The 12,235-nt window shown below is 46.4% G+C and carries 11 protein-coding genes; 3 read left to right on the forward strand and 8 right to left on the reverse strand.

What is annotated here, in order from left to right:
- Positions 1-63 precede the first annotated feature (63 nt).
- On the forward strand, positions 64-1,239 hold the full coding sequence (locus tag Q7A_RS01290; RefSeq protein ID WP_238595931.1) for an efflux RND transporter periplasmic adaptor subunit: 1,176 nt from the start codon (positions 64-66) through the stop codon (positions 1,237-1,239).
- Between the two features lie 6 nt (positions 1,240-1,245).
- Positions 1,246-4,410, forward strand: coding sequence for an efflux RND transporter permease subunit (locus Q7A_RS01295; RefSeq protein WP_014705512.1), 3,165 nt, complete (start codon positions 1,246-1,248; stop codon positions 4,408-4,410).
- Here the strand turns inward: Q7A_RS01295 and Q7A_RS01300 are convergent.
- Complete coding sequence (locus Q7A_RS01300) at positions 4,386-4,916, reverse strand: lipocalin family protein (protein ID WP_041354209.1); 531 nt, start codon at positions 4,914-4,916, stop codon at positions 4,386-4,388. The genes Q7A_RS01295 and Q7A_RS01300 overlap by 25 nt on opposite strands.
- A gap of 48 nt (positions 4,917-4,964) precedes the next feature.
- On the opposite strand from Q7A_RS01300, the gene Q7A_RS01305 reads away from it, so the two are divergent.
- A complete protein-coding gene (locus tag Q7A_RS01305; RefSeq protein ID WP_014705514.1) occupies positions 4,965-5,222 on the forward strand; it encodes a TIGR03643 family protein in 258 nt (85 codons plus the stop codon).
- 25 nt (positions 5,223-5,247) lie between these two features.
- Here Q7A_RS01305 and Q7A_RS01310 read toward each other — a convergent pair whose 3' ends face one another.
- From Q7A_RS01310 to Q7A_RS01340, 7 genes are all read right to left on the reverse strand, one after another.
- Positions 5,248-5,643, reverse strand: a complete 396-nt coding sequence (locus tag Q7A_RS01310; RefSeq protein WP_014705515.1) for an MAPEG family protein — start codon at positions 5,641-5,643, stop codon at positions 5,248-5,250.
- 57 nt (positions 5,644-5,700) lie between these two features.
- Positions 5,701-6,711, reverse strand: coding sequence for a class 1 fructose-bisphosphatase (locus Q7A_RS01315; RefSeq protein WP_014705516.1), 1,011 nt, complete (start codon positions 6,709-6,711; stop codon positions 5,701-5,703).
- 159 nt (positions 6,712-6,870) lie between these two features.
- Positions 6,871-7,686 carry a formylmethanofuran dehydrogenase subunit C gene (locus Q7A_RS01320; protein ID WP_014705517.1) on the reverse strand — a complete coding sequence of 272 codons (816 nt, stop codon included), beginning with the start codon at positions 7,684-7,686 and terminating at the stop codon, positions 6,871-6,873.
- On the reverse strand, positions 7,683-8,585 hold the full coding sequence (gene fhcD / locus Q7A_RS01325) for a formylmethanofuran--tetrahydromethanopterin N-formyltransferase (protein WP_014705518.1): 903 nt from the start codon (positions 8,583-8,585) through the stop codon (positions 7,683-7,685). The genes Q7A_RS01320 and fhcD overlap by 4 nt, the downstream gene beginning before the upstream one ends.
- Complete coding sequence (locus Q7A_RS01330; protein ID WP_014705519.1) at positions 8,582-10,249, reverse strand: formylmethanofuran dehydrogenase subunit A; 1,668 nt, start codon at positions 10,247-10,249, stop codon at positions 8,582-8,584. Before Q7A_RS01330 ends, fhcD begins: the two co-directional genes overlap by 4 nt.
- 12 nt (positions 10,250-10,261) lie before the next feature.
- Positions 10,262-11,536 (reverse strand): formylmethanofuran dehydrogenase subunit B, encoded by a 1,275-nt coding sequence (locus tag Q7A_RS01335; protein ID WP_014705520.1) that lies wholly within the window; start codon positions 11,534-11,536, stop codon positions 10,262-10,264.
- 93 nt (positions 11,537-11,629) lie between these two features.
- On the reverse strand, positions 11,630-12,226 hold the full coding sequence (locus tag Q7A_RS01340; protein WP_104934268.1) for an SPOR domain-containing protein: 597 nt from the start codon (positions 12,224-12,226) through the stop codon (positions 11,630-11,632).
- Positions 12,227-12,235: the final 9 nt, after the last annotated feature.

Below are 12,235 nucleotides of genomic sequence, written 5' to 3' on the forward strand. Positions count from 1 at the left end.
GTTTTGGTCCTGTTTAGCGTCTTACTCAATGTCTGGTACTATTCTGGCATACCGGAATAAGACTTGTTACCAATTAAAAATAGTTTACCACTCAACTTTCAGGAACTATCCAACCCGGGTTATGTTCATTATCTGCATCCACCTACCATGCGAACCTCTATGCTGAACTCTTTTTTTTCCAGCAAACTGCTGTACGGTTTATTTTTTTTACTGATTAATTATTCCAGTTTCGCAGCAACGCCCGTCAGCGTTAGTAAACCGATAATTTCTGAATCTACTGAAAAACTGACCTTATCAGGATCGTTAACGGCTGAACGTCGGGCACTACTTTCACCTCGGGTAGATGGCCTGGTCAAAGAAGTATTAGTTGATGCCGGCTATCGGGTTGAACAAGGCGATATCTTAATGCGTCAGGATGCCGCGATTGCCAGTCAGCAGCTTGAGCAGGCAAAAGCTGCGACAAATGAAGCTCAGGCCAGAGTTGATGAAGCTCAGCGTTTGGTAGATGAAGCTCAACGTTTGCGCGGAGAAAACTACATTTCTGCCACTGAACTGGCGAATCGCGAATCCAATTTTGCGCTGAACCAAGCTGCACTGGCTGCAGCTCAAGCCATGCAAAAGACTGCTGAAGAACAATTTCGCCGCCACGAATTACCCGCACCTTTCAGTGGGGTTATCAGCAGCAAAATGACGGAAGCAGGTGAATGGGTAAACCGTGGAGATCAGGTGTTGGAATTGGTTGCGTTGGAACCGGTCAGACTGGATGTAAATGTGCCGCAGGAAAAATTTTCTGATATCACCCTCGAAACACGAGTGGAAATTCTGCCAGATGCGCTGCCCTCACGAAAACTTTCTGGAAAAATAACTGCTCTGGTACCCGTTAGTAATGCTCAGGCACGCTCATTTTTAGTGCGTATTGTTATCGATTCCGCTGATGCGACGCTGCTTCCTGGTACGTCCGCCAGTGCAGTGCTTTATCTGGGCGGCGATGAGAGGAAAGGTTATCGGATTCCACGTGATGCAGTTTTGCGTCATCCGGACGGCGGTCGTAGTGTATTTATTATCAATGAAAACAATCAGGCGCATCGCCGAAGCGTAGATGTTGGCAGTGAAGATTCGGATGGAATTATTATTACCGATGGCTTAACCGCGGATGATTTAGTGGTGGTACGGGGCAATGAGGTGCTTCAGGAAAATGATGAAGTAGAAATCGTTCGCGACGATAAAAAAAGGAATTAATCCCGCATGTTAGAAGCACCTATTCGCAATGGCAAACTGCTGACCGTCATTGTGCTTATTGTTTGCGTATTAGGTATAGCCGCCGCACGTTTAATACCCGTACAGATGATCCCGGATCTGGATGTTCGCACTATCAGCGTGGTCACTCAATGGCCTGGTGCCACCCCGCAGGATATCGAAAAAGAAATCCTAATCGAGCAGGAACGGTATTTGCGGAACATTCCCAATCTCCGCCGTATGGAAGCCTTTGCTGAAACCGGCGAAGCTTATATAGAGCTGGACTTTCCATTTGGGGTTGGCATCAACGAAACGTTAATCGAAGTTTCCAATGCGTTAAGCCAGGTTCCTAGCTACCCTGAAAATGTCGATCAGCCCAGTATCCGCAGCAGCTCTTTTTCGGAAAATGCATTCATGTATTTTGCGATATCACCCTTGCCGGGTAACCCGCTGAATCTCAACATCGATATGATTACCGACTTTATCGATGACAACGTTCGCACGCAGATGGAACGTGTGTCGGGGGTGTCCGAGGTACAGCTGCGTGGTGGAGCTGAACGGCAAATGCAGATCTTTATTGATTCCGCCAAACTGGCTCAGCGAGGGTTAAGTCTGACCGAGGTTCGTGATGCGATACGAGCTCGCAACAGCGACACCTCTGCCGGTGATTTGGATGACGGCAAAAAACGTTATTTGCTCAGAACCATTGGACGCTTTGAAGATAAACAGGAATTGGAAAACCTCATCCTGGCACACCGCAATGGTACGGATATTCAGTTGAAGGATATCGCTACCATCAAACTTGATCACTATGAAGTCCGTCAGGTTGCTGTAGTAAATGATGAACATGCTCTGACCATGGCCGTTAAGCGTGAACCTGGCTCGAATGTAATTGATATCAAACACGCCATGATGGAAGTGGTCGAGGAGCTGCGTCGTGATTTATTAAACCCAAACGGGTTAGATCTGATACTTATTGGGGACGATGTCCGCTATGTAGAGTCATCAATTCAGAATGTTTCCCAAAATCTGCTGTTAGGGGCTTTACTGGCCACCTTTATCCTGTTTTTATTCCTGCGCAGCCTGCGCGGTACGTTAATTGGCTTAATGGGAATGCCGGTTTGTATCATTGCCGCTTTTTTGGGGCTCTTGGTTTTTGATCGGACAATCAATGTTATTTCTCTGGCCGGTATTGCGTTTGCCATCGGTATGACGGTTGATAACACCATCGTGGTGCTGGAAAGCATTGAACAAGCCAGGCGGCGAGGGCTGGACCGAATTGAAGCCGCAATTGTGGGGGTTCGGGAAGTCTGGACGGCAGTACTAGCCTCCAGTATGACTACTATCCTGGTGTTTGCACCCGTGTTATTTGTGCAGGAAGAAGCCGGTCAATTATATTCCGATATCGCGATTGCTATTTCCGTGGCGATCCTTGCATCAATGTTATTTGCTGTAGGCGTTGTTCCAGCTGCCTGTGCTCGTTTTGGTCTTGGAAAAAGCAAAGGTACACATGAAGATCTGCATCGTCGGGGGATTATCCTGCATGGCGTTAATTGGTTAACCAAAGGTTCGGTGAGACGTTTAACGACGATGGCTATTACGGTGTGTGCCACTTTGGTTGCCGCGTGGCATCTGATGCCCCCTGCAGAATATTTACCGGAGGGAGAGGAACCCAAGGCCTTTACCAGCATGATTCCACCGCCCGGTTATAATCTGTCTGAAATGTTACGCATCAGTGAAGAAGTCATTGAAATTCTGGCTGATGCCAAAGGCGCCGATCCGGCCCTGTTTGATCAAGGTGAGGCCCCTATCCCATCGCTCGCCTATTATTTCATCCGGACCTCTCCCACCGGATTACGGGTTTTGAGTGAGCCCACTAGAACTCAAGATATCATCCCGATGATGAATGCCTTAACCGATTTATTCGAAAGTTATCCGGGAATGCGGGCTTTCTCCGGTCGGGGCTCGATTATCTCCAGCGATCAGGGCGGAACCCGTGCCGTCAGCCTGGATATCGCTGGACCGGATATGGAAAGTTTATACAGTACGGCTGAGTTTGCACTGAAGCGGGCCGAAGGCTTGTTTGAAAACCCACAGATTGACTCCATTCCAGGATCGTTATCGCTGGATCAACCGTTAATTGAAATACGTCCACGTTGGTCGCGGTTAACTGAAACAGGTTTTACTGCAGATGATTTTGGTTATGCGGTGGCTGCTTTGAGTGATGGTGCATTTGTCGATGAGTTTTTTATCGATGATGACAAAGTCGACATGTTTTTATTCAGTACCGCTGGCCAACAGCAGAATCTATCCGGGCTTGCCGGTTTACCTATCCTGACCCCCAATGGCGATGTCATACCGCTAAATGCATTAGCCGACCTGGAAGAAACGGTTGATAGTGCCACTCTGCGGCGGGTTGATAGTCGTCGTACGGTCACCTTACTGATTATCCCGCCCCGTGAAGTAGCGTTAGAAACCGCTGTGAACAAGGTTCGCAATGAAATGATCCCAGCAATGCAAACTGATGGTGAAGTTGCCAAAGGGGTCAATCTGTCGATTTCCGGTGCGTCAGATCAACTGGATGCCACCCGTGAATCGTTATCTGAAAATCTGCTGGTGGCCGTCATTCTGATTTATCTGGTACTGGTGGCTATTTTCTCGCATTGGGGCTATCCATTGATTATTTTAACCACGGTGCCATTGGGTATCGCTGGCGGTATCGTTGGCTTAGTGGGAGTCAATGCTTCGGGCAGTTTATTGAATGCGATGGGATTACCGGCCATCATTCAGCCGTTTGATATGATTACCATGTTGGGCTTTGTCATTCTATTGGGTACGGTAGTCAATAACCCTATCCTGATAGTTGAACAGGCCAGACGCAATCTGGCCGATAAAGCAATATCAATACATACTGCGGTTAATCAGGCAGTGGCAACACGGTTACGACCAATATTAATGTCAACGCTAACCACTATTTTTGGACTGGCACCACTGGTTTTTATTCCGGGGGCCGGTACCGAGCTATATCGAGGCGTGGGGATTGTTGTATTAGTTGGGATTGCTGTTTCTACTCTGATTACACTCACTTTCCTACCCAGTTTACTGGTCACAGTTTTGTCGTGGACACAGAGAGAACATCCAGTACAAGCTCATTCAGCTGAGACAGAATCCTGATCAACAAAAATCAGTTTATCTGTTTCAAAACCGCGTTGTGAGGCCTCATTGATAAAGTCGGCGATAACCTCATCGCTGACTTGTGGGGTGCGAGCCAATAACCATAAATAACCATGATTCGGTCCTGAAACAAACGTGTATTGATAGTCCTGTTTATCCAGTCCAAACACAATATAACTGCCATAAAATGGGCCGAAGAACGAAACTTTAAGCTGGCCGATATCCCTCGATTGAACAAATTTCGCTTTTCCCTCAGCTTCTTCCCACTGGTTTTCTGCTGAATTAAAACCACGATTAATCACTTGAACATGACCCTCTTCATGCAGACTGTAATCCGCCGTCACCGCAGTTAACCCCTCTTCAAACGAATGATCCAGACGCGCTATCTCATACCATTTACCCAGATAACGATCCAGTTCAAAGCCAGTTACCGGTTCGACGCCTTCTGGTGTTCCGGTACAAGCCGTTAACATTAGAGACAGCAATAAAATTTTATATAGACGCATATTTCACATAGCCCTGGTTATCTTGAGGTTTTGTTTAAAAGAATTAGTATGAATCAGACTCTGAAATCAGCGGATATTTCCAGGATCATTGAAATGGCCTGGGAAGATCGCACCCCTTTTGAGGCAATTTTGCAGCTTTATGGGTTGCCGGAACAAGAGGTGATTAAATTAATGCGCCGTGAAATGAAAGCGGGATCGTTTCGTTTATGGCGTGCGCGTGTTTCAGGTCGCAAGACCAAACATCACGCCTTACGAGATCCTGGTATTTTACGAGCTTATTGCCCCACGCAATACAAACCCCGTTGAGTCTGCCACAACAGCTTTTTTTTGTTTAGACCGCTAGAAAAGCTCTTACGGCAATATATACACAACTTAACCAGCCCACCATAAAAATCAGACTACGGAAAAGAGCCAGATCTAACGCGTAGAAGATTGGATGCAAAACGCGGCAAGCTAAGAACAGGATGGCGGCACCACTCAGTTCCCGTAAATTTACACTGGAATAAAACGCCAGCAAAGTAACGGCTGAATAAAAGATCAACGCCTCCCAGGCATTTTTCTGTGCTGCCAATATGCGAGAGGCAACACCGGTCAGCTCTGCCTGTTGTTCTCTGGGATGCCGATTATCAAAGTTATCTACATGCTTGTAACGTAAGTATCCCCCGATAAAGGCTAATATCATCGGAAAAAACGTAACGATAAATAACACAACAAATAAAGCAGGCATGTGTTGCTCCAGCTAGCAAAGGTTAGAGGGGATTAACAGTTTTTTCTAAAGTATTGTTTAGTCCTGCTGATGATAGCGCACTACTTTTTCGACTTCATTTTTGGACCCCATAATTACGGGCACTCTTTGATGAATACTTTCAGGTTGGATATCCAGAATTCTTCCTTTTCCAGTTGAGCTCACGCCCCCAGCCTGCTCAATAATAAAGCTCATCGGATTGGCTTCATACATTAACCGTAATTTGCCACCCTGCTTGGCTATTTTGGAGTCTATCGGATACATAAATATGCCGCCTCGTGTCAGCACGCGATAAACCTCAGCAACCATTGATGCAACCCAGCGCATATTAAAGTTTTTCTCGCGCCCACCTTCGGTTCCTTTTAGGCACTCTTCAATATATTTCTGAACGGGAGCATCCCAAAAGCGCTGGTTGGACATATTAATGGCAAATTCGGCGGTATCTTTGGGAATGCGCATATTGGGATGGGTCAGAATAAATTCACCAACATCACTGTCCAGCGTAAAACCATTCACGCCATTACCCGTGGTCAGTATCAACATGGTGGCCGGACCATACACGGTAAAGCCGGCACAAACCTGTTCTGTGCCTTTCTGCATAAAGTCTTTTAACGTCGGATTTTTGCAATCATTGGGGCAACGCAAAATGGAGAAAATAGTGCCTACCGACAGATTGATATCAATATTCGATGAACCATCCAGAGGATCGAAACAGATCAGATATTTGCCTTTGGGAAATTTGCTGGGGATCTGAATAATCTCTTCTATTTCTTCAGAGGCCATGGCAGCCAGATGGCCCGTCCATTTCAGATGATCAACCATTACGTCATTGGTAATGATGTCAAGTTTTTTCTGGGTTTCACCCTGCACATTTTCACTGTCAGCATACCCGCCTAGACCAATGATATTGCTACGGCTGACCAAATGAGATATTTTTTTACAGGCACTGACAATATCGCCTAATAATCCCGTCAAATCACCCGTCGAATCGGGGTGAGATCTTTGTTCTTCAACGATAAATTGATTAACCGATTTGCCGATATCAGACATGGCGTTTCTCTCTTTGAATGTTTATTTTCCGGGAGTTTGGCTGATGATTCGCAGCTGTTAATGAGAGAGTAAACCAGTAGGCAGGAAAATGCCAAGAGCAGATCAATGGGGTTTCAAAAACGGCGGGGATTAGACAGGCTAATCCCCTAGCAAATAGCCTTAAATCTTAACGAGAATCTCGCCCATACCAATGCCACCGACATCGCCAGCGTATCGTTGTACCCGGGAAAACCCCTCAACATTGGCAAACTTGCTATCCAGTTTTTTAAATGAGGCAAACATCAATGGTAAAAATGCCAGGGTATGCGAACCACAATCATTAAAGTTGGCAGTGATGCCATGCTGCGGCATTTTAGGCAGCAATATCGTGCCGCGCTTCATTGCATAGCCCAGATGTTTGCCAACGTCACCCAATACCGCGATGGTACCGGAAATCATCCGTGAACCGCAGTATTCGCCCGCATCACCTTCAATCAGGATCATGCCACGGCGCATATGATCGCCGGTGCGTGCTCCGGTATTACCCGTCACAATAATAGTGCCGCCAGTCATGCCGTTTTTATATCCGCTGCGGGCCGCGCCGACAAAATCTCCGGCATTACCGTTAATTTTGATTTGGCCGCCTTTCATTTCACAGCCACTATAAATAAACGTGTTGCCAGTGATTTCAATATTTCCACCGGTCATAAACTGCCCCAGATAAGCACCGGCATCACCTTCGATGGTAATCCGACCCTGGCTCATGGCATGACCGATATGATCCAGTTTGGCTGAGCTGTTTTCAAAGCGGATGTTGTTTACATCATCACCACTAATATCAAACAGTTCCTCTACCGGCAGCGTTAAACGACCACTCACCAGTTCCATCGCAGCAATATCTGCAACATCTTTACCCGCCAGTTTATCCGGTGTTAACGGAGAACAATCAACACGTTGTGTCAAATCCGTTTTGAGTTTAAGAGTCAATGCTTTCATGCCATGATCTCCTGCAGATGAAAGTGGAATGGACCCAGTTTGCCACCATAATTACCGGCACTGATTCGGCGAATACCATTTTCAGCGCCTAAATCACATGCCGCCTGAATGCCGACACGCATGGCTTTATCAATATCTTCTTTGCTCAAGCCATCAATAACGATTTCCATAACGGATTCGACTTCTGGCGAACATTCGGATTTGGTCTGACCTTTTAAGGTCGGACAGAATGCATCATTGGTTGAGGCATTTAACGCTTTGTATTTGGAACCAACTTTAGAACCACTGCGAACCACGCCGCCGGGAAACGGCATAATGATATTAGGCAGCTGTTTCATGGCTTTAACAGCTGCTTCACACGCTGCCAGTGCCTGGGGCTGGGACTCGGCCAGGATCAGGAAGTTACCACCACCAACAGAGGAAACCACACCGGTATTTTCCTGGGTCAGAAATTCACCATCCATAACCGGAATACGCCAGTAACGTTTACCATCAATCATTTTCGATATCTGATAACCATCACCAAAGAAACGCAGGTTTTTACCCAACGCAATTTCTTTACCTTCTTCACCTTCAATCCCTGAAAATAAAGCAGATGTCGGCGAAGTTAAAACACACTGACCAGCGCGGGTTTCAACCTGTTTCGCCAGTCCTTTACCGCCCATGGCAAAAATCAGACATGCGACGCCGGGACGACCATCAGGGGTTTCAGAAGGCTCTAAGGTTCGTTCAATGGAAGCTTCACAACCGCAGGCAATAACCGATGTAGCAAAACCGGTGAAGGCAGTAGCTGAATGCATCGCCCATTCCAGATTCTGAGCAGTAATAATGATTCGCGTTCCTTTCATCGGAAACGCTTCAGCAAAGGTTTTATCAATGCTGACGCCATTGATGATCATAGTCTGCCTCCCTTATGCAGCGGCTGTATCGTTAAGCTACCACGACCATCATCGACGATTTCATCATTACTGATTTTGAAATTGCTCATTTTTTGCGTGTGGTATTTATCAAAATAAGATTTCAGTGGTTTTTCAATACTTATGTCGTATTCAGGTTTCACCACATGGGTGGTCCCCCAGGTAATTTTAATGACCTGACCCTGACGCACCACCATTTCACCATCTTTAAAGACATAGTCCGGTTTTTCAAACATCTTTTCGCGATCGCTGTTATCGGTGTAGACCGTAATATCCGCCGCTGCACCAATTCCCAGATGTCCACGATCCGCCAGACCAACCAGTTTTGCTGCACCTGCCCGGGTCATAATGGCAATTTCATATAATGAGTATTCGCGATCCAACGACGCCAGATGGGTTGCTTTCTGTGCTTCCGGATGCAAGGTTGACAGCATATCGTTACGGAAAGATTTATCCATCAATAATCTTATCAAATGTGGGTAACTGGTAAATGGTGCTCCATTGGGATGATCGGTGGTCAGGAAAATACGCCATGGATCATCGACCATCAAAAAGGTTTCCAAACCAATCATCCACTGCAATGCATTAACGTAGCTTTGATCCTTGTATTTGAATGGCACTACACCACAACCGGCATCACATTCAATATCCATACATACCCATTTATTAGGGTGAGCATGCGGTGCCCCAGCAAATTGACGCATATTATCGCCCGAGGCTGTAACCGTTTGGCCAAACAGAATCTGACCAACATCTACAGTAATATTTTTATGTTTATTAATCGCTTCAGCAATTTCCGCTGCACCGGATGAGAATTTGAAATCCCCTTCCATGCCATAGCTATGAAACTGGATATGTGTCAGATGCATCGGCACGCCTTCAGCGCCCTGAATGGTATCCAATGTGGTTTGCATATTGCCCGGCACACCGAGATTACAGCCATGCACATGCAATGGATGTGGCACACCGATTTCCTGCACCGCTCGCGACAGTCTATGCAGAATATCGCGTGGCGTGACGCCATAAAAATCATTTTTTTCATCTAAATCCAGCTTACGCTGATTAAATTTGAAGGCACTGATACCGCCCGGGTTAACTACTTTAAGGCCTACCGCCTGTGCGTGGTTAATGGTCCAGGCAACATAGTTGTTAATGGCTTCCTGATCAGAATTGGCCGCCATCATACGTAGCAGAAAATCATCACTGCCGAGCATCACATAACCACCCTTATCGATAATGGGTGTGTCATGCATTTCCATATGGGCCTGACGGGCATTAATCGGTAATACAGCTGGTTCAAAGCCTGCGGTATACCCCATCTCTGCGTAACGATAACCTGTCGTCAAAGTACTTGGAGCCGCATGGCCTGTGCCTGAGCGTAACAGTTCGGTGCGTTCATAAACGGCTTCAGCATGGTCTTCGGGTAACATGGTGCGGGCAATATTGACCTTACCACCGCCGATATGCGTGTGCATATCTATGGCACCAGCCATAATCACTTTGCCACTTACATCTATTTCTTCATCGACCCGACCATCGGTCGGTTTTTCGACAATTCGTCCATCTCGGATATAAATATCCCGCACTACATCATTTACTTCGTGTGCCGGGTCAAAAATACGTCCGCCGGTTAATTTTAAAAGCATCTTTCTCTCCGTTTACAAGGCCAGTTCGACCGCACTGAGAACTTCAAACACGCTGGGTAAGCCGCTGTCGCGTAATTTTCTGAGTGGCACTGAAACCACACTGTCGCTGCGGAAGGCTCTTCCTTCATGGTCAATCCCGGGAACACCGACCGGAATATAGACTTCCGGTTCCGTTTCAAACTGCATACCACTGCGTCCAAGCACAATGGTATTCGCCGATGATTGAGGTGGTGTTACCGCTGTATTGAAACTGGATACCCAGATTAAAAGATCACTTTCATCATTCACCAGAATACGTCTGCTGTCGTTTAAAAATGGATCATAATCCGGAAAACGACGATTAAATGTTGTGCGCATTGGGTAGCCGCTTTGCCAGGAGGCGACAGCATTCACTGTCGCGTCGCCTTCTTTTCCACCTATCGGCAGACCATTACTACGCGTCGTCGCATTGATCTCTTTAATCATTTCACAAATATTTTGGATAGTCGCTTCTGCATGATCAAAATCTAACTGTCCAGCTGACCAGGTGACTACCGAATATTTAGCAGCTTTTAATTTATCTGCCAGGGCGGTTAAATCACTCACGGCTACACCCGCGACGGTTTCAGCTTGAATCTGTTTACCTTTTACTAAAGCACGTAAAACAGATACGACTTCTGGTAAATCCGCATTATCACAGGCAATAACCTGGGCCTTTTTACCATTTGGTGAAGTGGAGGCATCACCACTTGGAGGTTTGCCTAAATAAATAACTTCACGAGACTCAATATCCTGACCGAACATACTTTCCTTGTTCCACACCATGCGTTCGTAAAAACGTGGAAAAGTAGATTCAATATCAGTACCGACAACCACTAATAAATCCACCCGGTTTCTGACTTCTGTCAGTGTGGTGGTCATATAGCCCGTATCCTGTAATACCAGGATATTGCGAAATGCGGCTGGAGAATAATAACTGTCGATGGTGGCGCCACTTTTATCGGCAAGCGCCATCGCTGCACGCGCACCGTTTAAGTCGGTCCCCATACCGGCAATCAATGGCTGTTTACTATTAATCAGTAAATCAGCAATATGTGATACGGCCTGATCGAGTGTGACTTCTTTGCCGTTAATTCGGGGCTGAGTATCAGTGATAGGTGTTTCAAAACCGGGCCGGGTGACAGCATCGCCATTTTCCAGCACTTTAACAGTATTGCCGTTGACCTCTATCGTCAGATCATCGGACGCTATTCCACAAAATGGACTGGCAACTTCATGCCAAACGGTGGCCGTACTGTTTTCTGTCATATCGCTGTCCTCGATAGTTTTCAATTAAATACACTGGGGCCATTATGGCCTGCTTCAAGCCCAGCCGGACATTCGGCAGAAATGTGCATGGCGTTATCCATGCTTCGCCCTTAGCAGGAGTGAATCAATATCATTGTCACGTAACTGTTTCTGTAATGCATCAGCCTTACTTCGTCCTACCACCGGTCCAACCTGCACCCGATGCCATGTATCGGTATTATCAATTGTGACGGTTTGTACTTTTGATTCAATACCTAAAAAGGCTAATCTGGCCCGGAAACCATCCGCATCTTCAAGTTTTTTGAACGACCCAACCTGAATCATGTAACTGACGGCATCTTCCGATGGTTTAGCTGCGGCCTGCTCAGTTTGCTCTGGTGCTGCCGAAATTTCTTCAGGTGGCGAGGAAACGATTGGTTTCTGGGGTTGATTGGCAATCGTTTTGGGCTTTTCTACCACCACCTCAGTTTCGGGTAATAACGTATAAAAATCAAAAGTGGGTTCCACACTCGATTTTTTTGGCTGTTGCTGAGTGGTTTTTGCCTGTTGTTGATCCGCTGGAACATTTTCTTTCAGGTGCAATAAAAACATCACAAAAGCACCTACGGCAAAACTAATTAACATTGGTCCCCAAGGCATGCTTCCGCCTTGTTTTGAAGACTGTTTACGAGTATTTCTTCTGGTTGCCACAAAAAAACC

It is taken from the genome of Methylophaga nitratireducenticrescens, assembly GCF_000260985.4.
GTDB classification, from domain to species: domain Bacteria; phylum Pseudomonadota; class Gammaproteobacteria; order Nitrosococcales; family Methylophagaceae; genus Methylophaga; species Methylophaga nitratireducenticrescens.

Bases quoted from the DNA above. Each gene is read 5' to 3' on its own strand.
- Q7A_RS01295 (WP_014705512.1), top strand. From the start codon at position 1,246: ATGTTAGAAGCACCTATTCGCAATGGCAAACTGCTGACCGTCATTGTG.
- Q7A_RS01300 (WP_041354209.1), bottom strand. From the start codon at position 4,916: ATGCGTCTATATAAAATTTTATTGCTGTCTCTAATGTTAACGGCTTGT.
- Q7A_RS01305 (WP_014705514.1), top strand. From the start codon at position 4,965: ATGAATCAGACTCTGAAATCAGCGGATATTTCCAGGATCATTGAAATG.
- Q7A_RS01310 (WP_014705515.1), bottom strand. From the start codon at position 5,643: ATGCCTGCTTTATTTGTTGTGTTATTTATCGTTACGTTTTTTCCGATG.
- Q7A_RS01315 (WP_014705516.1), bottom strand. From the start codon at position 6,711: ATGTCTGATATCGGCAAATCGGTTAATCAATTTATCGTTGAAGAACAA.
- Q7A_RS01320 (WP_014705517.1), bottom strand. From the start codon at position 7,686: ATGAAAGCATTGACTCTTAAACTCAAAACGGATTTGACACAACGTGTT.
- fhcD (WP_014705518.1), bottom strand. From the start codon at position 8,585: ATGATCATCAATGGCGTCAGCATTGATAAAACCTTTGCTGAAGCGTTT.
- Q7A_RS01330 (WP_014705519.1), bottom strand. From the start codon at position 10,249: ATGCTTTTAAAATTAACCGGCGGACGTATTTTTGACCCGGCACACGAA.
- Q7A_RS01335 (WP_014705520.1), bottom strand. From the start codon at position 11,536: ATGACAGAAAACAGTACGGCCACCGTTTGGCATGAAGTTGCCAGTCCA.